Source organism: Ilumatobacter coccineus YM16-304 (assembly GCF_000348785.1).
Lineage (GTDB): Bacteria > Actinomycetota > Acidimicrobiia > Acidimicrobiales > Ilumatobacteraceae > Ilumatobacter_A > Ilumatobacter_A coccineus.
Genome location: NC_020520.1, coordinates 4,645,442 through 4,667,072, shown reverse-complemented (window position 1 = coordinate 4,667,072; position 21,631 = coordinate 4,645,442). Strand labels below are relative to the sequence as shown.

Below are 21,631 nucleotides of genomic sequence, written 5' to 3'. Positions count from 1 at the left end.
GTCGGCGCGGTCAGCCGACGGGCGCCGACCAACTGTCGGCCGGAGGCGCCGGGGGAGCCGGCGGCGAGGGTGCCGGCATCGGCGGCGCGCTCATCGGGGGAGGCGGCGGCATCGGTGTCGACATCGGAGCGGGCGTCGGAGTGTGCGGCGTCGGTGCCGACAGCGGCTCGATCGGCGGGGCCGGAGCGGGTGCCGGAGCCGCGGGTGGCGCGGGTGGTGCAGGCGGCGCGGGCGGAGCGGGTGGCGCAGCGACGGGCGGCGCAGGAACGGGCGGCGCGGGAACATGGATCGCCGGAGCGGCGAACGGCACCGGGGTCGCCGGGGGAGCCACGGGAAGCGGCGTCGGTGCGGGGCGCTGAGCGCGCGGTGCGGGTGCCTTCGACCCGGCCTCGAACGACTCGCGCAGATCGGCCATGCGCTTGTCGGCGTTGAGCACCGAGATCACCGAGGGGCGACCGTCGGCCATCGCCGCGAGCCGAGTCATCGAGATGTAGCCGACGCGGCGAGCGCGCGCGTCGGCGCCCACACCCACCACCAGGGCGGGGGTCTCCCACCCCTTGTAGCTGTGCATCGTGCACCCGGTGACGGCGTCGACTCCCGGCCAGAAGCGGTGCTTGCGTCGGCGACGGGGTGCGTCGGGGTCGCGGCTGAAGATGTGGTGGACCGGGATGCCCGCCCCTTCGATCACGCGCACTGCCGCCACGCCGTCGTGGTGGTAGTCGCACAGGAAGGTGATGTCGGCCGGAGTGAGCGACGGGTTGTCGTTGAGCATGCGGACGACTTCGAGGCCGACGGCTCGACCGAGGTCGTTGACGCGGTCGACGTTGGTCCATCGGCGGACCGAACCGCTGGCCGTCAGGTCGCCGACGACCGATGCGTGATCGTCGGCCTTCGAGATCGGCAGCACCTCGCCCTCGAGATCGGTTGCCGCGAAGCCGTTGGCGAAGTCGACGAGGTCGTCGGGGAGGCGGTACGAGCCGGTGAGTTCGCCCCACGGCCCCGACAGGCCCGTGCCGCCGATCGAGTCGTCGACGTCCCACTCGTAGCGTCCGTACACGTCCTGTGTCGGGTCGGCGACCAGCAGCATCTCGCCGCCGGGAGCGAGCACTCGGCTGCGCAGGAGTTGCCACCAGTCGGCGGAGAAGTCCTGGCCTTCGTCGATGAGGATCGCGTCGTAGGTGCGGGAGAATCCCTGGGCGAACGCTTCCTCGACCTTGGCGACGATGGCGACGGTCCACGCGGCGCCGGACGGTCCCTTGAGGTGGAGGCCGGCGACTTCGGCGTCTTGCACGACGCGCGTGCAGAAGGTGTGGAAGTTGGCGCAGGTGATCAGCGTCGGGTTGGCGCCGACCTCGTTGCAGCGTTCGGTCGCGAGCGCGCGAAGACGGTTGGCGAGCGTGACGTTGAACGACAGCAGCAGCACGTTCTTGCCCTCGGCGGCCAGACGGGCAGCGCGCGCCGTGACGCCGAACGTCTTGCCCGAACCGGCCGCGCCGCGGAAGCGACGGGCGCTGAGTCCGCTCGGGTTGGTGGCGATCTCGGTCACACCGGCGCTCATCGGTACTGCGGTGGCAGCGTCAGCGGTGATCCTCTCCGACACGACGACGTGTTCGCGCAGCCGTCGCATCGACGACGGGTTGGGCGGCTGGCTGCCGAATCCCTGTACGGGTTCGGCGATGCGGTCGAGCACGTCGCTGCCCCACACGCCGACGAGTTGTTCCTCGTCGGTGATGCCGGGACGATCGAAGAGGTGCATCGCCTGCTCGGTGGTGAAGTACGGCAGCACGACCATCGCTCGGATCTCGGGCGGCGTGGTGCCGCCGTCTTCGGGCAGCGCGAAGAACTGGTCGTAGATAGTCAGTCGGTAGCGGCTCGCTTCGAAGCGCGGCTGATCGGGCGACGGTGTCCACCCGCCGGTCTCGGTCGAGAACTCGAATCCGTCGGCTTCGCTCTGGCGGACGGCGTGCGGCAACCAGGCGCGCACTTCGATGGCGCACACGCCGTAGTGGTCGTGGATCGCCACGAAGTCGGGCCGGTCGAGACCGATGCGCGGCTTGATGTAGACGGTCCAACCCTCGCCGAGTCGGCTGAGCGCGCGGGCGACCTGGCTCTCGGCTTCGTTCAGGGGTTCGACGAGTTGGCCGAGATCGCTCAGTGCAGGCCGCATCCTCGTCATCACACCGACTCCAGTCATGTCAGAGGTATCGGCACGTCCTCACGAGATCTTGACACTTCACTTCGGTCGACATCGACCCGGTCGGACCAGGTGTACGGTCACGAAATGCTCGAGACCGACTACCTGGTGATCGGTGCCGGGGCGATGGGCATGGCCTTCGCCGACGTGCTGCTGACCGAGACCGATGCCCGGGTCGTGCTGGTCGACCGCCACGCCAAGCCCGGCGGACACTGGAACGACGCCTACCCGTTCGTGCGACTCCACCAGCCGTCGGCGTTCTACGGGGTCAACTCGCGACCGCTCGGCGCGGATCGGATCGACACGCACGGCTGGAACGCCGGGCTCTACGAGTTGGCGTCGGGTGCCGAAGTGCTCGCGTACTACGACCAGGTGATGCACCAGCAGTTCCTGCCGTCGGGGCGAGTCGAGTACTTCCCGATGTCGAGCTACGAGCCCGACGCCGACGGTGGAGACGTCCACGAGTTCCGGTCGCTGGTGACCGGCGAGGTGCACCAGGTGCGAGCTCGCACGCTCGTCGACGCGACCTACATGAACGTGTCGGTGCCGTCGCAGCGTCCGCCCGCCTATGACGTGGCCGACGGCGCGTTCTGCGCGCCGCTCAACGCGCTGCCGTCGACGCGGTCACCCCACGACGGCTTCGTCGTGATCGGTGCCGGCAAGACCGGCGCCGACGCGTGCCTCTGGCTGCTCGCCAACGGCGTCGACCCCGACACGATCCGCTGGATCATGCCGCGCGACTCCTGGTATCTCGACCGAGCCGTCATCCAGCCCGGTGACGGGTTCGACGAATCGACCGCCGCCTTCGGCCGCAGCTTCCAGCACGCCGCCGAGTCCACGTCGATCGACGACCTCTTCGATCGCCTCGAAGCCGACGGCGCACTGCTGCGCCTCGACCCCGAGGTCGAGCCGACGATGTACCGCTGCTCGACCGTCACGCAGGCCGAACTCGAACAGCTCCGGCGCATCGAGCACGTCGTCCGCCTCGGTCGGGTGCGCTCGATCGGCGTCGACGAGATCGTGCTCGACGAGGGCACGATTCCGACCACGCCGAACACGTTCCACGTCGACTGCTCCGCCGACGGTCTCGAACGGCGGCCGCCCGTCGCGGTGTTCGACGCCGCATCGAGCCGGATCACGCTGCAGACGGTCAGGCACTGCCAGCAGGTGTTCAGCGCGGCGTTCATCGCGCACGTCGAAGCCGCCTACGACGACATCGAGAAGAAGAACGCGCTGTGCACCGTGGTGCCGCATCCCGACACCGCGCTCGACTGGCTGCGCACCATGCACGGCAACATCATGAACATGGCGACCTGGTCGGCTGAGCCGGAGCTGATCGAGTGGCTGGCCAACGCCCGACTCGACGGATTCTCACAGCCCGGCGAGCCATCGGCCGCAACGGTCGCGGCACGAGAGACGGCGATGGGATTCGCCCTGCCCGCACTCGAAAAGCTGCAGGCGTATCTTCAGCGCGGGGTGGCGACGATCCAGTAGTGGTGCTTGTTGATGCCGTCGAACTCTTTGATGCTGGCCTTGTAGCCGGTGATCTTCGACTTCGGGTTGCGCCACACCTCGACGTCTTTGAGCAGCGGCGACAGTGGGCCGATGATCTCGTCGGGCGTGAGGCGGTTGGCCTGCCAGCCGAGCCGAGCGAAGAAGCGCCGACGTGCCAGCCACGACCCGAACCCGGGGATGCGGAACAGGGTGCGCACGAACTGACCGATCGGAAGCACCACGGTGTCGATGCGGCTGCGACCGCGGTAGTTGAGCGCGACCTTCCCGCCGGGCTTGGTGACGCGGACGGCCTCGGAGGTGAGCTCCAACGCATCGTCGGGATCGCAGTGCTGGAACGTGATGTAGCTGAACGCCAGGTCGACGGAGTTCGGCGGCATGTCGAGCGAGCGGCCGTCGGCGACGTGGAGCGTTTCGAGGCGGTCGACCTTGCCGAAGCGGCTCACCGTCTCGTGGCAGCGTTCGAGGAAGCCGGCGTCGAGGTCGGAGCCGATGACCGATCCGAACTCACGAGTGAACGCGCAGGTCATCCGGCCGATGCCGCAACCGATCTCGATCATCGATTGCGTCTCGGTGTCGGGGCTGCGCAACCCGAAGATCGTGAGGTACGACGGCACCTCCTGGTCGCCGGTGGCCACGAACTGTTCGAGCGTGAGCGACGAGCCGGTTTCGTTGTTGAACACCCACCCGGTGGTCTGCACGACCTCGTCTGCGCTGGTCTCACGCTCGGTGATACGACCAGCTGACTTCCAGGGGACGAGTTGACCGCGACGACTCACGCCACCGATTCTGCCAGGTACGCGAACGATTTGGTCAACGGCACCAAACCTCCGGCGATCGCGCCCGCCTCGACCGTTAGCCTTCCGGCATGGCACAGATCTCCTCAACGGGGTTGAACGTCGGCATCGTGGGCGCCACCGGTCAGGTCGGCAGCGTGATGCGACGGCTCCTCGCCGAACGCAACTTCCCCGTCGCCGAACTCCGGTTCTTCGCCTCTGCCCGCTCGGCCGGCAGCACCCTGACCTGGGGTGACCACGAGATTGTCGTCGAAGACGCCGAGGTCGCCGACCCGTCGGGCCTCGACATCGCGCTCTTCTCGGCGGGCGCCACGTCGTCGCGTGCCTACGCCGACAAGTTCGCCGCCGCGGGCGCCGTCGTGATCGACAACTCCTCCGCGTTCCGCATGGACCCCGACGTGCCGCTCGTGGTGCCCGAGGTCAACGGCCATCTGGCGCACAACCCGCCGAAGGGGATCATCGCCAACCCGAACTGCACCACCATGGCGTGCATGCCGGTGCTCAAGCCGCTGCACGACGAGGCCGGCCTCACCCGCCTCATCGCCTCGACCTACCAGGCCACGTCGGGCTCGGGTCTGGCCGGTGTCGAAGAACTGCACGAGCAGGTTCGCAAGGTCGCCGACCGTGCCGACGAACTCACCCACGACGGTTCGGCGCTCGAGTTCCCCGAGCCGTCGAAGTTCGCTCGCACGATCGCGTTCAACACGCTGCCCATGTGCGGTTCGGTCGTCGACGACGGCCTCGGCGAGACCGACGAGGAGAAGAAGCTCCGCAACGAGAGCCGCAAGATCCTCGACATCCCCGACCTGCTCGTGTCGGGCACCTGCGTGCGCGTCCCGGTGTTCACCGGGCACTCGCTGTCGATCAACGCCGAGTTCGCCAACCCGATCTCGGTCGAGCGGGCCTACGAACTGCTCGACGGAGCCCCGGGTGTGGTCGTGTCGGAGATCCCCAACGCGCTCGAAGCCGCAGGTGCCGACCCGAGCTACGTCGGTCGTATCCGTGCCGACGAAGGCGCTCCCGGCGGTCGTGGCCTGGCGATGTTCGTCAGCAACGACAACCTGCGCAAGGGCGCCGCACTCAACGCCCTCCAGATCGCCGAAGTCATCCAGCAGGCCCGCTGATTCAGCAGGCGCAGGGGATGGCGTCGCACTTCGGGCAGCCATCGGCGAAGCGCTGGATCGCCTCGTTCAGATCGACGCCCTGCTGATTGGCGAGCGTCGCCACCCACGCGACGACGTCCCCGAACTCGTGCAGTTGCTGCTCCGGCGTGCCTTTGCGCACGGCCTGGGCGAGTTCGCCGATCTCTTCGGCGAGCCACGCCACGGTCGCCGACACGCCTCGCTCCCGATCGCGATCGCCATACGTCCGCTCGATCACGTCCTGCAACTCAGCGAAGTCCATCCGCCCGAGCGTACGCAGCGCTCAGAGGAGCGAGGCGCGGAGTTCGACGGCGAAGGTCGGCAGCTCGTCGGCCCACTGCGACGCGAACACCTCGCGGATCGACCAGCCGAGGCGGCTCAGCTCGAGGTGCCGGTCGACGTGCGCGTCCGGGCCGTCGGGGTGCACGCCGCAGATCAGCCCGAGAGTCCGGTCGCCGTTGCCGACGACGGCGTCGATCTCGTGGCGGCCGACGGGGTAGCGGGTGCGGACGTCGATCCCGGCGTCGCGGAGCTCGGTCACGACGCGCGCCGACCACGACCGAGCATCGGGTGCGACCGTGGTGCCGCTCGCAGTGGGCGCGTCGGCATGGCGGAGGTACGCGGCGAACAGATCGGGAAACTCGCTGCGCAGGCTCGACACCACGGTGACGTTGTGGCGAGCGCGCGTCACCATCACGTTGAACAGTGCCGGGTCGTCGACGAACGATCGGCTCCCGGTGGGAGCGTCGTCGTCGAGGCACATCGACAGGTAGGTGGTGTCGCGCTGGCAGCCCTGGAAGCCGTGGACCGTGCCGACGCGCAGGTCGAGCTGTTGGATCTGCGACAGATCGAACTCGTCGCGCAACGCAGTCTCGAGTGCATCGGCCTGCGCCCGGAACGGGGTGATCACCCCGACCGAGCGCTGTTCGCCGACCAATTCGCGCGTGCGCAGGAGGTCGATGATCGTGTCGATCTCGGCGACGTTGATTCCCGACTCGTCGCGTCGTCCGTCGACGTCGACCACGTCGATGCAGTCGTCGCGTTCGTTGCGCGGATGGCGAGTGGCTACGCCGACCTTGCCGTCGTAGAAGCGCTGCGCCGAGAAGTCGATCAGGTGCGGCGCGCTGCGGTAGTGCTCGTCGAGCAGCATCGGCGGTTGCACGCTGGCCGCCGCGTCGAACAGCGAGTTGCGCTGGACGTCGAGTTGCGCGGCGACGGGACGACCGGCGAGCGCGTGCGCCGCGAGTGCCTCGTCGACGCGGGTTGCCGCCACGAACGAGACGTGTCGGAGCTGGCGCGGGTCGCCGACCACGAGCGCCGACGAGGCGCGCAGGAGCGCCGGTGCGGCGCTGATCTGATCGATGTGCGAGGCCTCGTCGATGATGACGAGGTCGAACATGTCGGCGCGCATCGGCAGGAGGTCGTCGACGTCGCGCAGCGTCGACACCCAGAGGGGGAGCGGCTCGAGGAGTTCGCTGGTGTCGACCTCGGCGAGCAGTTCGCGGCGACGTTCGCGCCCGGCGCGCAACGCCGCGGCGACGGCGGCCACGGCCCGCTGCGATCTGCGGTCGCTGCGGTCCCGCCGGTGGGTGACGGCGTGGAGGAGCGCACCGTTCGCGTGTCGCAGGCGGTCGGTCGCGTCGCTGAGCGAACCCCAGAGTGCGGCGAGGTCGAGCCCGCCCGACGACTGCAGTTCGGCGCTGCGACGGCGCGCGGTCGCCAACTCGACGTGTCGTGTGAGCGTGTCGAGCGCTCGATCGTCGCTCGAACGGCAGAGTCGGTGCAGCCGTTCGAGGTCCTTGCGTGCACGGCGACGGCACCACCACGAGCGGTCGCGGCGCTCGGCGTCGGCGGCCGACAGCGCGAGGTCGCGAGCTCGGTCGAGGTCGGTGTGCTGTTCGAAGAGACCGGGGGCTTCGACGCGGGCGAGCATCAGCTCAGCCGGGTCGATGTCGGCGGCCGACTCGGCGGCGAGGAGTTCGGCGATGGCGGACCGCCGACGGGTCGCGTCGTCGAACGCCTGCTCGCGCACGGCTGTGCGGCGTTCGACTTCGTCGTCGCCGTGGACGTTGCTCGAGTGTTCGGTGAGTTGGTTGGCGACCTGCACGCGGTGCGCGGTCGAACCGAACACGACCGGGTCGGGCCCGGGCGTTTGTTCCATGAGCGCGGTCAGTGCCGAGACCGACGCGTTGGTCGGCGCGACGACGAGCACCGATCGGCCGTGCCGCACCTGATCGAAGGCCACGGCGGCGACGGTCTGTGACTTGCCGGTGCCGGGCGGCCCCGACAGCACGGTCACGCGTTGGCGGGCGACGGCGTCGACCGCGGCCCGCTGCGCGGCGTTGAGTTCGAATGGACTCGCTGTGGCAGGCGTCGGATCGTGCGCCGTCGATGGCGTAGCGGTGCCGTCGACGTAGAGCGCACCGAGCGCCGTGTCGTCGATGGGCTGATTCGCCCACGAACGCAACGTTGCGGCCTGCGTGACCGGGCGTCGTCGACCTCGCGGCGTGACGTAGAGGGCCACGCCGGCGACCACGACGAGGTCGGTCGACTGCTGGAACTCGCCGGCCGGTCGGTCGGCGGCGACCACGGTGGCGGTTGCGCAACCGGCGGCAGCCGACGCGTCGCGCGTCCACGCCGGAATCCCGGTGACGCGCTCGTCCGAGAACGATGCCGGGGACGCCGTGATCGCCGCGTCGTCGCGCCACGTCGGGTCGAGATCGACGTAGGCACCGAGTCGGAGCCGGTCGCCCGGTTCGGTGATGAGTTCGCTCAGTTCGGGTTCGGCGAGTGCGACGACGTCAGCACCGACCGGCAGCGACACGAGCGGCGTCAGTATCCGGCCGTGCTCGGGGTGTTGCCCGGCGAGCCACAGCCAACCGACGCGCAGCACCCCCTCGTCGTCGTTGCCGCGGAGCTTGGCGGTCTTGAAGATCCGGCGGGCGAGGTCGTCGGCGTCGAACCCGCTCCCGTCGGATCGCCGCCCGGACTCGCCACGGAGGAGGTTGGTGTAACTCAGCGGGAGCCAACGCATCAGGTCGGGGTCGACCGACGTGATCGAGCGGCGCTGGCCGGAGGTGTCGGCGAGGTCGGCGAGCACTCGGACGACCTGCGCCGCGGTGACGCTCATCGGCAGCTCCTCGGCACGACGCCGAGGCTAAGCGATGGCGACCGGAAAAAGCAGAAAGCCCCAGGTGCTCACGCCGAAGCGTGATGCCTGAGGCCTCTGTGGTCGGGGTGACAAGATTTGAACTTGCGACCTCCACGTCCCGAACGTGGCGCGCTACCAAGCTGCGCTACACCCCGAATGGTGAGACGGCATTCTATCCGGCGTCGACCGTTTCTGACTCCGACGATTCGGACTCTGTGGAATCGCCGGTGTCGATCATCGGTTCGACCGGTGCCGCGTCGGCGGGAAGGCCTTCGGTGTAGCCCTCTCCGGCGAGGATCGCCTTCGTGGCCCGCTTGAGGCGCAGCGAGTCGAGCGGCTTGATGAGCCAGCCTTCGGCGCCGCAGCGACGGGCGAGGTGGAGGTCGGCGACGCGATCGACGAGCATCAGCACGGGCACGTGCGGGAGGGCTCCGGCCGATTCGTCGAGGCGCAGCGACATCGTGATCGCCATGCCGCCCATCGAGCCGACCTGCAGGTCGAAGATGGCGAGATCGGGCGTGCGCTCCTTGATTTGATCGGTCACCGCGCGTCCATCGCGGCACACGGTGAACGTGTCACCGGTGCCGCCGAGCGCGTTCGTGACCTCGTCGACGATCCAGTCAGCGTCCGTGGCGAGAAGAATGTGCACGCCAAGAAGCTACCCCTTTCGAGTTGCCGACACCCACGGCGCCGACCGGCTCAGTCGGTCGAATCGGTGATCCGTTCGCCGGTGGCGGCGTCGAAGAGGTGGACGTGGCGGGCCTCGATCGAGACCGCGACGTGGTCGCCGAGCCGGACCGTGGTGTCGTCGTCGTGGAGCTTGGCGAGCACGCGGGTGCTCGTGGCCGCGTTCTCGTCGTGCGGGGCGCCGTGGAGGTCCATGCCGTCGATGTTGAGGTGGACGAGATGCTCGGAGCCGAGCATCTCGACGAGGCGAACGGTGGCGGCTGCGCCACCGGCCGTGCCGGCCGGGTCGAGTCGCACGTGTTCGGGCCGGAAGCCGGCCACCACCGGGCGCTCGTCGATCGTGGCGAGCGCCGACTCCGGTCGAGCGGTGTCGCCGGCGATGGTGAATGCGGCGGTGCCGGTGATCAGCTGACGGTCGCCACTGTCGGAGGTGGCGACTCGCGCGTTGACGAGGTTCATCGGCGGCGAGCCGATGAACCCGGCGACGAACGTGTTGGCCGGTGACCGGTACAGCTCCTCGGGCGGCGCCACCTGTTGCAGCACGCCGTCACGCATCAGCGCGACGCGGTGTCCCATCGTCATCGCCTCGACCTGGTCGTGGGTGACGTAGAACATCGTGGTACCGAGATCGTGCTGGAGTTCGGCCACTTCGGAGCGCATCGTGACGCGCAGCTTGGCGTCGAGGTTCGACAGCGGCTCGTCCATGAGGAACACCTTCGGCTCGCGCACCATCGCCCGGCCCATGGCGACGCGCTGGCGTTGGCCGCCCGAGAGTTGGCGCGGCTTGCGGTCGAGGAGTTCGTCGAGTTGCAGTTGGCCGGCGACCGTGCGCACCCGCTCCCGCAGTTCCTGCTTGGGCATCTTGGCGAGGCGGAGCGGGTAGCCGAGGTTCTCGCCGACCGTGAGGTGCGGGTAGAGCGCGTAGCTCTGGAACACCATGGCGATGTCGCGTTCCTTCGCACTCAGGTCGTTGACGACCTGGTCGCCGATCTTGACTTCGCCCGCCGTGATGTCTTCGAGCCCGGCCAGCATGCGCAGCGTCGTGGTCTTGCCGCAGCCCGACGGGCCGACCACCACGAGGAGTTCGCCGTCGGCGACGTCGAGGTCGAGGTCTCGGACGGCGTAGACGTCGGTACCGAACCGCTTGGTGACGCCGCTGAACGTGACCGAGCTCATCGCGCCGCTCCCGTCTGTGCCGCCCTGGATTCGGGTTCGGGGCCCGGGTCGATGATCGAGTTCGAGGCCACCACACCCGAGAACCAGTCGGCGCTGCGCTTGGGGGTGCGCCGCTGCGTCTCGAAGTCGACCTCGACGATGCCGAAGCGGCTGGTGTAGCCCCACGCCCATTCGAAGTTGTCGAACAGCGACCACACGAGGTAGCCGACCATCGGCACGCCGTCGTCGATCGCGCTGTGCACTTGCGCGAGATGTCGCTGCACGTAGTCGAGTCGGTCGAGGTCGTCGACCTGGCTGCCGTGCGCGCTGTCGATGCGAGCGTCGTCGGGCATCGCGCAGCCGTTCTCGGTGATCATCATCTTCGGGAACGAGTAGCGCGAGTCGAGCCAGCGCAGGAGTCGGCCGAGCGAGGGGGGATGGATCTCCCACCCCATCGCCGTGGTCGCGAACTCCTTGGGCCGGTCGTCGTCGCCGTCGGTCGGCGCGGCGACGACCTGGCGGGTGTAGTAGTTGATGCCGAGCAGGTCGATCGGCTGCGAGATGAGTTCGAGGTCGCCGTCGAGGACCTCCGACTGGTCCCAGCCGAGCGCTTCGGTCGTGTGCACCGGGTAGCCGTAGCCGCCGATCGGGTCGGCGTACCAGCGGTTCTCGACCTCTTCGCGGATCGCGCACTCGGCAAGGTCGGCCGGGTCGTCGCTGGCGGGTTCGGTCGGCGTGAAGTTGAGCACGATCGCCAGGTCGGCGTCGGGGGCGAGCGAGCGGATCTGCTGCGCGGCCAGGCCGTGGCCGAGCAGGAGATGGTGCGAGGCAGCGAAGCCGTCGCGCACCGACGTGTGTCCCGGGGCGTGCTCGCCGGTGACGTAGCCGTGGTTCGCCGACACGAACGGTTCGTTGAGCGTGGTCCAGGTGGTGACGCGGTCGCCGAGGCGACGCACGACGGCGCCGGCGTAGTCGGCGAAGGCCGACGCGGTGTCGCGTGACAGCCAGCCGCCGCGGTCTTCGAGCACCTGCGGAAGATCCCAGTGGTAGAGCGTCGGCATGGGCGTGATGCCGGCGGCGAGCAACTCGTCGACCAGTCGGTCGTAGAAGTCGAGCCCGGCTTCGTTCACCTGGCCGGTGCCGTCGGGGATCACGCGGGTCCACGCGATCGAGAACCGGTAGGCCTGGAGACCCATTCGGGCCATGAGCGCGACGTCGTCGCGGAAGCGGTCGTAGTGGTCACAGGCGACGGTGCCGTCGCTGCCGTCGACGATGTTGCCGGGGACCGAGCAGAAGCGATCCCAGATGCTCTCGGACTTGCCGTCGGCGTCGTGGGCGCCCTCGATCTGGAACGACGAGGTCGCCGATCCCCACGTGAATCCGGCGGGGAAGGTGAGCTCGGCGCCGGGGGTCGAGTCGGTTCGTCGGTGTCGATGCGCGTCGTTGGAAGCGGTTTCGTGCGTACGTGAAGGTGTCGTGGTCACAGAGAGTCCTGATGCGGTGATTGGGTAAGAGACTTTGAATAACGCCTGGTCAGAGTGATAATCGGCGATTCGGCAACGATTATCTTGACGTTGACATCGGTCACATGCTTACATGGAAGCGCTTCCGAACGCAAGAAGTTGTGTCGGAATTCGGGGACGACGAAGGGGGTGAACCGAGTGGGTCGAACGACCACCGACAGCATGCCGGCCACTGCCGTGCCGCCCGTGACGCTCGACGACGTGGCACGCGTCAGCGGGGTGTCGCGAGCCGCTGCCTCCCGTGCGCTCAACGGACGCGACGGCGTTCGTGACGACGTTCGTCAGCGGGTGCAGCACGTCGCCGAGTCGCTCGGCTACCGACCCAACCGCGCCGCCAAGACCCTCGCCAGCGGGCGCACCTCGGTCATCGGGCTGGTCATGCCGTCCGACGAACTCCGCGTCGACCCGTACGGCGCATCGCTCGTGCAGGCGGTGGCCAACGCCGCCAACCGCCACGACGAAGGCCTGATGCTCCTGCTCGCGCAGAAGGAGCCGAGCCGAGCCGTGGCCGACACGATCCGCGACGGTTTGATCGACGGTGTCGTCGTGAGCGCCATCGCCATCGGTACTCGCTGGGTCGAAGAACTCATTGACGCGCAGATCCCCACCATGCTCATCGGTGCGCACCCCGACCGCCCCGACGTGCATCGTGTCGAGGTCGAGAACCACGACGCGATCGTCAGCGTGGTCGAGCACCTCGTCGAGCAAGGGTACGAACGCATCGCCCACGTCCACGGCCCGCTGCATCGCGTCGACGCACAAGAACGCCTCGCCGGCTTCCGCGCCGCGCACGACAAGCTGGGGCGCGCGATCGACGAGTCGCTGATCGTCGCCGGTGACTACACCCGGACGACGGCTCGCCGAGTCGGTGCCGAACTGCTCGAGCATCGACCCGACGCGATCGTGGCCGCCAACGACGAGACCGCCATCGGCATCATGACCGCCGTCGAGCGGGCGGGGCTCTCGATGCCCGACGACGTGGCGGTGACCGGCTTCGACGGCACGGCGGCGCTCGACGTGCTCGACCCGACGCTCACCACCCTCCGACAACCCTTCGACGAGATGTGCGAACTGGCCGTGGCCTCGCTCGTCTCCATCCTCGCCGGCGACGACGTGCCGACGCTGCAGGTGGTTCATCCCACGCTGCAGGTCGCTGCCTCGTCACTGCGAATCGGCGGTTCGCCGCCATGAACAACTCATCAACACCACCGAGACGGTGTGCGACGTCGTTCGTCATGAACGTGTCGTAGACCAATCCGGTGGGCGGGGGTTGCACCCCCCGCTCACCGGCTCTCCCGGCTCTTGCTCTTACCCAATCACCGAAGGAGATCCCAGAATGATAATCAAGCAACACCGTTCGCGGCGCCTGCGTGTCGTAGCGAGTACCGCGACGGCACTGGCGCTCGTCGCCGGAGCGTGCGGAGGCAGCGACGACGCCGCCGACGAACCGGCCGAAGAACCCGCAGCCGACGACACCGCGGCCCCGGCGGAAGAACCCGCCGCCGAACCGGCAGCGGAGCCCGCGGAAGCATCCGACAGCGACGGCCGCGTCGACATCCGCTGGTTCATCGGCCTCGGCACCGGCTCGCAAGACGAGCAGATCGACGGCCAGGACGCCATCGTGGCCGCCTTCAACGACAGCCAGGACGCGATCCGGCTGATCCCGGAGTACGTCGACAACACCACGGCCGCCGACGTGCTCGCCACCCAGATCGCAGGCGGCGACGCTCCCGACCTCATCGGCCCCGTCGGTCTCGCAGGCTCCAACGCCTTCGCCGGCCAGTACCTCGACCTCGACCCGCTGGTGGCGTCGTCGGGCTACGACATCGACCAGTTCGGTGAAGCCAAGGACGTGTACCGCAGCGAGGAAGGGCTGCTCGGCATCCCGTTCGCCGTGTTCCCGTCGGCGCTGTTCTACAACACCGAACTCTTCGACGAGGCCGGGTTGCCCTACCCGCCGGCCGAGTACGGCGAGGGCGGCATCACGATGTACGGCGAAGGCACCGAGTACGAAGGCGAGTGGAACTTCGACAAGCTGCAAGAGATCGCACTGATCCTCTCGGTCGACGCGAACGGCAACGACGCCACGAGCCCCGACTACGACACGTCGGCGATCGAACAGTTCGGCTACGTCAACCAGTGGACCGAGGACCCCGCCGCGCAAGGCACGTTCTTCGGTGCCGGCTCGGTCGTGGCCGACGACGGCTCGGCGAAGATCCCCGACCAGTGGGTCGCCGAGTGGAAGTGGTACCAAAACATGGTGCACGAACTCGGCGCGACGCCGAGCGCCGACTACCAGGACTCCGACGCCCTCGCCGGCAACGCGTTCAACAGTGGTCGCGTCGCCATGGCCAACACGCACCTCTGGTACACGTGCTGCCTCGCCGACGAAGACGGCAACGCTCGCACCAACTTCGACCTCGCTGCGCTCCCGAACTACGAGGGCACGGTCACGTCGAAGCTGCACGGCGACTCGTTCCGGATCCACAAGGACACCGAGCATCCCGACGAGGCGTTCGCCGTGCTCCAGTACCTGCTGGAGGAAGGCGCACTCGATCTGCTCACCGTGTACGGCGCCGCCCCGGCCCGTGAAGACATCCGTGACGATTACTTCGCGGCGCTCGACGAGCGCTTCACGCAAGGCGTCAACTGGGACGTGATCATGGCCGGCCTGGCCTTCCCCGACGTGCCGAACCACGAGGCGAACATGCCGAACTTCCTCGAAGCCGATGCACGGATCAAGGAACTCGTCACCCCGCTCATGAGCGACCCGGGCTTCGACATCGACGCCGCGGTCGCCGAGTTGGAAGCCGACCTGAACACCATCTTCGGCAGCTGACTCGACCGGGTGCGGGGCCACTCCCCCTCTGGCCCCGCACCCGTCGCACCCGTCGCACCCGTCCCCGGATCGGAACTCTCACATGGCCAGCACACTCTTCGCCGGCGCCCCCGACGACATCGACGACAGCGTCGACGCGGGCGACGGCACCCTCGCTCGACGCGAACGTCGACGCGGACTGCTCTTCGTCTCCCCGTGGCTGCTCGGGCTCAGCCTGTTCTTCCTCTTTCCCCTCGTCGCGTCGCTCGCGATGAGCTTCACCGACTATCGACTCGTCACCGGCGAGGGCGAGACCACCACGTTCGTCGGCCTCGACAACTGGCGCACGATGCTCGGCGACGACAACGTCCGCAACGGGCTGCTCGTGACCGCGAAGTTCGGGCTGCTGTTCGTGCCGATGTCGATCTTCGTGCCGCTCGGCTTCGCCTATCTCCTCACCTCCGAACGGCTGTGGGGACGCAGCTTCTTCCGGGTGATGTTCTACCTCCCGTCGATGGTGCCGTTCGTGGCCGCGGTGATCGTCTGGCGGTTCTACCTCAACAGCCAGTCCGGCTGGCTGCCCCGTCTGCTGCGCGCCGCCGGATGGGACGGCACGCCCAACTTCCTGAACGACCGCAACTGGGTGTTGCCGGCGTTGGTGTTCATGGCGATGTGGGGCGTGGGCAACTCGATCATCATCTTCATCGCCGCGCTCAACGGTGTGCCGACGCAGCTCTACGAAGCGGCGAAGATCGACGGCGCGAGCAAGTGGCGGCTGTTCCGCGACGTCACCTGGCCGATGATCAGTCCGATCACCTTCTACAACGTGATCATCAGCCTCGTCGGGCTCGGTCAGTACTTCCTGGTGCCGTTCGTGCTGCTCGGCCCGGAAGGTCCGCCCGACGGGGCGAGCAAGTTCTACACGATGGTCTTCTTCCGTGAGACCTTCAAGTTCTTCAAGGGCGGCTACGGCGCGGCTCTGGCGTGGGGCATGTTCGTCGTCGTCTTCGCCATCACGTCGTTGCTGTTCTGGTCGGCGAAGTACTGGGTCCACTACGAATACGAGGAACGCTGATGAGTATCGGTTCGATCGCGCTCGCCAAGGAGCCGAAGCAACGATTCCGCGACCTCGACGGTCAGACCCGCCGCTTCATCGGCAAGGCCGGCGTGACCCTGTTCGCGGTGATCCTCATGGTCGGGTTCCTGTTGCCGCTGGTGTTCATGGGGGTCACGTCGCTCAAGACCGAAGACCAACTCGCCAACCAGCAGATCCTGCCCAAGACCCAGGCGACGGTCACCATCACCTCGGGCGAGTTCGCCGGCGACCACGACCTGCTGACGGTTCCCCTGCCCGATGGCACGTCGTCGTCGCTGGCGTTGGTGCAGCCGGGTCGCGAGTCGAGTGGCTTCGTCGACCCGGCCGACCCCGACGTACTCATCGAGTGGGAAGGTCGTTGGCGCACGCTCGAGCCGAGCTACGCGATCGACCCGACGTTCGAGAACTTCGGTCGAGCCTGGGATCGCCTCGAGTTCCTCCGCCTGCTGCGCAACACCGGCATCATCGCCGGGCTCGGCATGGCGGGCACGGTCATCTCGTCGACGTTGGTCGCCTACGGGCTGTCGCGTTTCCGGATGCGGTTCAAAGGGCTGATCATCGGTTCGCTGGTGGCGACGATCATCCTGCCGCGCTTCGTCACGCTGATCCCGACGTACGCGCTGTTCTCGAAGATCGGTTGGGTGGGGACGTGGTGGCCGCTGATCGTGCCGCACTTCTTCGCCAACGCGTACAACGTGTTCCTGCTCCGCCAGTTCTTCCTGACGATCCCGCGCGACCTCGACGAGGCGGCGGAGATCGACGGGGCCGGACCGCTGAAGACGCTGATCACGGTGATCCTGCCGCAGGCGAAGGGGGCGATCCTGGCGATCGCGCTGTTCCACTTCTTCTTCGCCTGGAATGACTTCCTCGAACCGCTGATCTACCTGTCGGGTCGTCGTGACCTGCAACCGATCTCGGTGGGGCTGTACGAGTTCCTCGGTCTGTACGACACGGCGATCCCGCTGGTGCAGGCGGGTGCGATCCTGTCGATGGCGGTGCCGATCCTCGTGTTCTTGTCGTTGCAGAAGATCTTCCTCGGCGGCATCGACCTGTCCGGTTCGCTCAAGTAGTCGGCGGCGTGTTGAATGCTGCGATGCGGTATCGCGTCGACGGCAGCTGGACCCGGGTCGGCCCGACCGGCGACGTGCTGCTGGCGGGCTCGCCGTATCGCGTCGTCCACTTGTCGCCTGGCGAGGTCGAGATCGTGGCGCAGGTCGAGGAGGGTCACGATGTCGCCGACTCGGCACTGATCGACGAGCTCCTCGACGGTGGGATGATCCATCCGGTCGTGTCGGCGCCGGCGCGCTGCACGCTCGCCGACGTCACCGTCGTCACGCCGCAGCTCGGCGGTGAGGTGCGTCGCGACGGCCGCGTCACGATCGACGACGGGAGCGTTCCCGCGCTGGCCGGTGCGACCGAGCGGCTCGACGTGAACGCCGGTCCGGCCGCGGCGCGCAACGCCGGTCGTCGCCACGTCGACACCGAGCTGATCGCGTTCGTCGACGCCGACGTCGACCTGCCCACCGATGACGCGTGGTGGGCGCCGCTGCTCGCGCACTTCGACGACGACCGTGTGGGTCTCGTCGCGCCGCGGGTGCTGGGCGACGACGGCTCGTCGCTCGACCTCGGCGCGGAACCGGCGCGGGTGCGGGCGGGCACGCGGGTGGCGTACGTGCCCGCCGCGATGATGCTCGTGCGCGCGTCGGCGTTCGACGAGGTGGGGGGCTTCGACGAGGCGCTGCGCTTCGGTGAGGACGTCGACGTCGTGTGGAGGCTCGACGAGGCGGGGTGGCGATGTCGCTACGAACCGTCGGTGACGGTCAGCCATCCGCCGCTGCCGACGTGGGGTGCGCGGCTGGCGCGGCAGGTCGACTACGGCTCGTCGTCGGCACCGCTGTCACTGCGTCACGCCGGTGGTGTCGCGCCGCTGCGGTCGAACGGGTGGACGGCCGGCGTGTGGTTGCTCGCGATCGCCGGTCGGCTACCAGCGGCGCTGGCGTTGGCTGCCGGAAGTTCGGCGGCGCTGATCCCGAAGTTGCCCGGCGTGCCGCCGAAGCTGTCGGTCGAGTTGGCGCTGCGCGGTCACCTGGCGGGTGGGCGTGAGCTGGCGCTCGCGTTTCGCCGAGCGTGGTGGCCGCTGGTGCTGGCGGGATGCCTCGTGTCGCGCCGCGTGCGGCGCGCCGCCGCGCTGGCGATGCTGGTGTCGCCGCGCACGTTGCCGGTCGACGTCGCCTTCGGCACCGGCATCTGGAAGGGCATGTTCGAGCTCCGCACCTGGCGTCCGCTCGCCCCGTCGCTCACCCCGTGGCCACCGCGCCGCTGAGTGGTTCGCCCTGGATGGTGATGCGGTGCATGAGGCGGCGGTGGCCGTCGTAGTCGTTGAGCGCCCAGTGCCAGGTGGAGCGGTTGTCCCACATGGCGATCGAGCCGGGCTTCCAACTGAACTGGTGGCTGAACGGGCCCGAGGCCGTGTGGCCGAGCAGGAAGTCGAGCAGCGGCTTCGACTCCTCGACGGTCCAGCCGACGAAGTGCGTCGTGAACGCGCCGTTGACGTACAACAGCTCCCGGCCGGTGTCGGGGTGACGAACGACGACGGGATGGGTGGTGCCGCCGACGCCTTCGGGGTTGCCGATTCGGCCTTCGGCGTCGCGTGCTGCGAGGCCGCCCTTGCCGAAGATGTGCTCGTTGCTGTGGTGGGCGCGCAGGCCGCGCAGCGTCTCCTTCAGCCCGTCCGACAGGGCGTCGAACGCGGCGGCGACGCTGAGGAAGCAGGTGTCGCCACCGGTCGGGGGTACTTCGTGAGCGAGGAGGATCGACCCCTTGGCGGGGATCTCGTCGTAGCTGTGGTCGGTGTGCCAGCCGCCGCCGATGTTGGTGGTCTGGTCGGCTTCCTTCAGCACCTGGGCGATCTTCGGGTAGCCGTCGACGGGCGTGAAGAACTGGTTGATGTCGATGTCGGCGAAGCGTTCGGCGAACTCGATGTGTTGGTCTTCGGTGAGGTGCTGGTCGTGGAAGAACAGCACGCCGTACTGAGCCCACGCCTCGCGGATCTCGGCGACCTCGGCGTCGGACAGCGACGACAGGTCGACGTCGGAGAGTTCGGCGCCGACGTGTTCGGTGATTTCGGTGATGATCATCCAGTCCCCATTTCTTCGGTGGGCGCGACTGTAAACGAACGCGGTCAGTCGACTCGCTCGGCGCGGCGTAGCGCGCTCGCCAACTCGGTGATCGAGAAGCCGTTCGGTGTCGTCGGCACGTCGAACACGACGACGAGGGGCGGGCGGTCGTACGTGCCGACCTGGCCGGCACCGTCGAGCGCGAGGTAGAGGGTGGAGGTCGCCGGGTCGAACGATCCACCGATGATGCCGTGGCGGCCGCCGTCGTCGAACGGCACCGACCACTCGCCGTACGCGTAGGGCTGCGGCAGGTGGACGTCGTCGGCGGCGAGGATGTCGTTGACGTCGAACAGCCAGTAGGCGTTGCTGTAGTCGTCGGCCGCGTAGGCGCAGTAGCCGCCGCACAGGTTGTCGTTGTCTTGGGTGATCTTGTAGCCGATGCCGCTGTCGACGCCGCCGGTGCTGCCGAGCACGACGAACGTCGAGGTGCCGGGCGCGATGAATCCGTAGCGCGCTCGCGACAGGTGGTTCCAGAGTGGCGACGCGCTGCCGGGCTGGGTGTCGAGCGCATCGGGGGTGATCCAGCGTTGCCCGGCGTACGGGAAGTCCATGTGGACGTCGGTGCTGATCGTCGGGTCGATCGTGGCGTCGCGGTCGGTGAGGTCGTCGGGGTCGAAGGTGAAGAGCGTCGGGCCGATCGAGTGGCGGCTGATGATCGACGTGTTCGACGCCCACCCGGTGAGCAGGCGGTTGCCGAGCGCGTCGCGCCATTCGTCGGGCACGTCCGACATGTAGCCGCCGGCGTGCGTGCGGCCGTCGAGTTCGAAGTAGCCGCTCACGTCTCCGTCGAGATCGTCGGCGTCGAGGACGAGGGTGGTGTCGACGGCGGTGCCTGCCGCGTCGTACCAGCGCTCGGCGTTGACGATCAGCGATCCGTCGTCGACGTGGAGGCCGTTGATGCGGTCGATGCCGTCGGGATTGCCGGTGGGTGCGTCGCCGAGGAAGGCGGCGAACGGTTGGAGCGACTCGGCGACGGGAAGGTCGTCGACGTCGTTGCCGGTGCCGATCGGGGTGGGGATGGCGAACTCACCGACCGCGTTTTGCTGTGCGTGGCCGGCGATGAAGATCGAGTCGTTGGCGGGGTGGTGGGCGAGCGTGCCCACGGCGTAGTTGGTGCTCGACTCGCCGAACGTGCCGCTCGGGAGTCGGAACGCACCGCGGTAGGTGAGGTCGCTGATGGCGAGGCGCGCGTGGGGGAGTGGCGCCGCGGCGTGTGAGGTGTCGCCGTGATCGGGCCGTGGGATCGACAGCGAGGCGATGCTTGCGACGGCGGCGACCAGCGCGACGGGTCCGGCGGCGCGTCGCGTGTCTCGTCGTCGGAGGGTCATCTCCGAAGTATGTCGATCGGGGCGGAGGTCGTCGGACATGGTCGGGTCGGGGCCTTCGGTTCGGAGTCGGTTGGTGGTGATGTGCCAGGCTCGCGCCATGACTCACCCTCGACCTTTCCGATTCGGCGTGATGGCAGCCAACGCTGCGTCCGGAGCCGAATGGACCGACACCGTGAAGAAGGCCGAAGACCTCGGCTACTCGGCGCTGCTCATGCCCGACCACTTCGGCAAGCAGTTGGCGCCGATCTCGGCGCTCTCGACCGCGGCGGCCGTGACCACGTCACTGCGCGTGGGCACGCTGGTGTTCGCCAACGACTTCCGTCATCCGTCGGTGCTGGCGAAGGAGACGGCGACGCTCGACCTGTTGAGCGAAGGTCGCCTCGAAGTGGGCGTCGGTGCCGGCTGGATGACCGATGACTACGCGACGACCGGCATCGCGCATGACCGGGCCGGTGTGCGCATCGACCGGATGATCGAGGCGATCGAGGTGCTCCGCGGTCTGTGGGGTGAGGGTGCGTTCTCGTTCGACGGCGAGCACTACAACATCACCGAGATGGACGGCCTGCCCAAGCCGGTGCAGGCGGGCGGCCCCCCGATCGTGATCGGTGGCGGCGGCAAGCGCGTGCTGTCGACCGCGGCGCGTCTCGCCGACATCGTCGGTGTCAACCCGAACGTCGGCGAAGGCAAGTTCGGCCCGGAAGCCGTTGCGTCGATGTCGGCCGACGCCACCGAGGAGAAGCTCGGTTGGGTGCGTGACGCTGCCGGTGATCGCTTCGACGACATCGAGATCAGCCTGTTGAAGTTCGTCACGATGGTGACCGATCAGCGCGAAGCCGTCGCCGAGAAGGTCGGCGCCGGCATGGGCATGGACGCCGCGTCGCTCATCGCCAGCCCGCACACACTCGTCGGTTCGGCCGAGCAACTGGCCGACGAACTCATCGAGCAGCGCGAGCGCTGGCAGGGCTCGTACGTCACCGTGCAGTCCGACGCCCTCGAGTCGTTCGCCCCCGTCGTCGCCGCCCTCGCCGGCACCTGAGCCCGGCGGGGCGGGC

At 68.4% G+C, this 21,631-nt stretch carries 17 protein-coding genes and 1 tRNA gene; 8 read left to right on the top strand and 10 right to left on the bottom strand.

What is annotated here, in order from left to right:
• Window positions 1-10 precede the first annotated feature (10 nt).
• A complete protein-coding gene (locus YM304_RS20665) occupies window positions 11-2,167 on the bottom strand; it encodes a nuclease-related domain-containing DEAD/DEAH box helicase (RefSeq protein WP_041298498.1) in 2,157 nt (718 codons plus the stop codon).
• Window positions 2,168-2,281: 114 nt separating this feature from the next.
• On the opposite strand from YM304_RS20665, the gene YM304_RS20660 reads away from it, so the two are divergent.
• Window positions 2,282-3,688 carry an NAD(P)-binding protein gene (locus YM304_RS20660; protein ID WP_015443678.1) on the top strand — a complete coding sequence of 469 codons (1,407 nt, stop codon included), beginning with the start codon at window positions 2,282-2,284 and terminating at the stop codon, window positions 3,686-3,688.
• On the opposite strand, the gene YM304_RS20655 is transcribed toward YM304_RS20660, so the two are convergent.
• Complete coding sequence (locus tag YM304_RS20655) at window positions 3,661-4,485, bottom strand: class I SAM-dependent methyltransferase (RefSeq protein ID WP_015443677.1); 825 nt, start codon at window positions 4,483-4,485, stop codon at window positions 3,661-3,663. The genes YM304_RS20660 and YM304_RS20655 overlap by 28 nt on opposite strands.
• Window positions 4,486-4,574: 89 nt before the next feature.
• Here YM304_RS20655 and YM304_RS20650 point away from each other — a divergent pair, with 89 nt between their 5' ends.
• Window positions 4,575-5,627 (top strand): aspartate-semialdehyde dehydrogenase, encoded by a 1,053-nt coding sequence (locus YM304_RS20650; protein ID WP_015443676.1) that lies wholly within the window; start codon window positions 4,575-4,577, stop codon window positions 5,625-5,627.
• A 1-nt stretch (window position 5,628) separates the two neighbouring features.
• Here the strand turns inward: YM304_RS20650 and YM304_RS20645 are convergent, their stop codons facing one another.
• The 6 genes from YM304_RS20645 to YM304_RS20620 all read right to left on the bottom strand — a co-directional run bounded on the left by YM304_RS20645 (window position 5,629) and on the right by YM304_RS20620 (window position 12,122).
• Window positions 5,629-5,907 carry a MazG nucleotide pyrophosphohydrolase domain-containing protein gene (locus tag YM304_RS20645; protein ID WP_015443675.1) on the bottom strand — a complete coding sequence of 93 codons (279 nt, stop codon included), beginning with the start codon at window positions 5,905-5,907 and terminating at the stop codon, window positions 5,629-5,631.
• Window positions 5,908-5,928: 21 nt separating this feature from the next.
• Window positions 5,929-8,775, bottom strand: a complete 2,847-nt coding sequence (locus tag YM304_RS20640; RefSeq protein ID WP_015443674.1) for an AAA domain-containing protein — start codon at window positions 8,773-8,775, stop codon at window positions 5,929-5,931.
• A 99-nt stretch (window positions 8,776-8,874) separates the two neighbouring features.
• A tRNA-Pro gene (locus YM304_RS20635) sits at window positions 8,875-8,951 on the bottom strand.
• 17 nt (window positions 8,952-8,968) lie between these two features.
• A complete protein-coding gene (locus tag YM304_RS20630; protein WP_015443673.1) occupies window positions 8,969-9,445 on the bottom strand; it encodes a response regulator in 477 nt (158 codons plus the stop codon).
• A 50-nt stretch (window positions 9,446-9,495) separates the two neighbouring features.
• Window positions 9,496-10,659, bottom strand: a complete 1,164-nt coding sequence (locus YM304_RS20625) for an ABC transporter ATP-binding protein (RefSeq protein WP_015443672.1) — start codon at window positions 10,657-10,659, stop codon at window positions 9,496-9,498.
• Window positions 10,656-12,122: a GH1 family beta-glucosidase gene (locus YM304_RS20620; protein ID WP_015443671.1), complete on the bottom strand. Its 1,467-nt coding sequence runs from the start codon at window positions 12,120-12,122 to the stop codon at window positions 10,656-10,658. Before YM304_RS20620 ends, YM304_RS20625 begins: the two co-directional genes overlap by 4 nt.
• A 201-nt stretch (window positions 12,123-12,323) precedes the next feature.
• Here YM304_RS20620 and YM304_RS20615 point away from each other — a divergent pair, with 201 nt between their 5' ends.
• The 5 genes from YM304_RS20615 to YM304_RS20595 all read left to right on the top strand — a co-directional run bounded on the left by YM304_RS20615 (window position 12,324) and on the right by YM304_RS20595 (window position 18,398).
• On the top strand, window positions 12,324-13,352 hold the full coding sequence (locus YM304_RS20615; RefSeq protein WP_015443670.1) for a LacI family DNA-binding transcriptional regulator: 1,029 nt from the start codon (window positions 12,324-12,326) through the stop codon (window positions 13,350-13,352).
• Between the two features lie 145 nt (window positions 13,353-13,497).
• Window positions 13,498-15,000, top strand: coding sequence for an ABC transporter substrate-binding protein (locus YM304_RS20610; RefSeq protein ID WP_015443669.1), 1,503 nt, complete (start codon window positions 13,498-13,500; stop codon window positions 14,998-15,000).
• Window positions 15,001-15,082: 82 nt separating this feature from the next.
• Window positions 15,083-16,054 (top strand): carbohydrate ABC transporter permease, encoded by a 972-nt coding sequence (locus tag YM304_RS20605; RefSeq protein ID WP_015443668.1) that lies wholly within the window; start codon window positions 15,083-15,085, stop codon window positions 16,052-16,054.
• A complete protein-coding gene (locus YM304_RS20600; RefSeq protein WP_015443667.1) occupies window positions 16,054-17,145 on the top strand; it encodes a carbohydrate ABC transporter permease in 1,092 nt (363 codons plus the stop codon). Before YM304_RS20605 ends, YM304_RS20600 begins: the two co-directional genes overlap by 1 nt.
• Before the next feature lie 23 nt (window positions 17,146-17,168).
• Window positions 17,169-18,398, top strand: coding sequence for a glycosyltransferase (locus tag YM304_RS20595; protein ID WP_015443666.1), 1,230 nt, complete (start codon window positions 17,169-17,171; stop codon window positions 18,396-18,398).
• Here YM304_RS20595 and YM304_RS20590 read toward each other — a convergent pair.
• Window positions 18,373-19,212: a TauD/TfdA dioxygenase family protein gene (locus YM304_RS20590; protein ID WP_015443665.1), complete on the bottom strand. Its 840-nt coding sequence runs from the start codon at window positions 19,210-19,212 to the stop codon at window positions 18,373-18,375. The two genes, YM304_RS20595 and YM304_RS20590, sit on opposite strands and share 26 nt — an antisense overlap.
• Before the next feature lie 44 nt (window positions 19,213-19,256).
• Complete coding sequence (locus YM304_RS23295; RefSeq protein WP_051071529.1) at window positions 19,257-20,678, bottom strand: hypothetical protein; 1,422 nt, start codon at window positions 20,676-20,678, stop codon at window positions 19,257-19,259.
• On the opposite strand from YM304_RS23295, the gene YM304_RS20580 reads away from it, so the two are divergent.
• A complete protein-coding gene (locus YM304_RS20580) occupies window positions 20,617-21,615 on the top strand; it encodes a TIGR03621 family F420-dependent LLM class oxidoreductase (protein WP_407927664.1) in 999 nt (332 codons plus the stop codon). The genes YM304_RS23295 and YM304_RS20580 overlap by 62 nt on opposite strands.
• The last annotated feature ends 16 nt before the right edge of the window (window positions 21,616-21,631 follow it).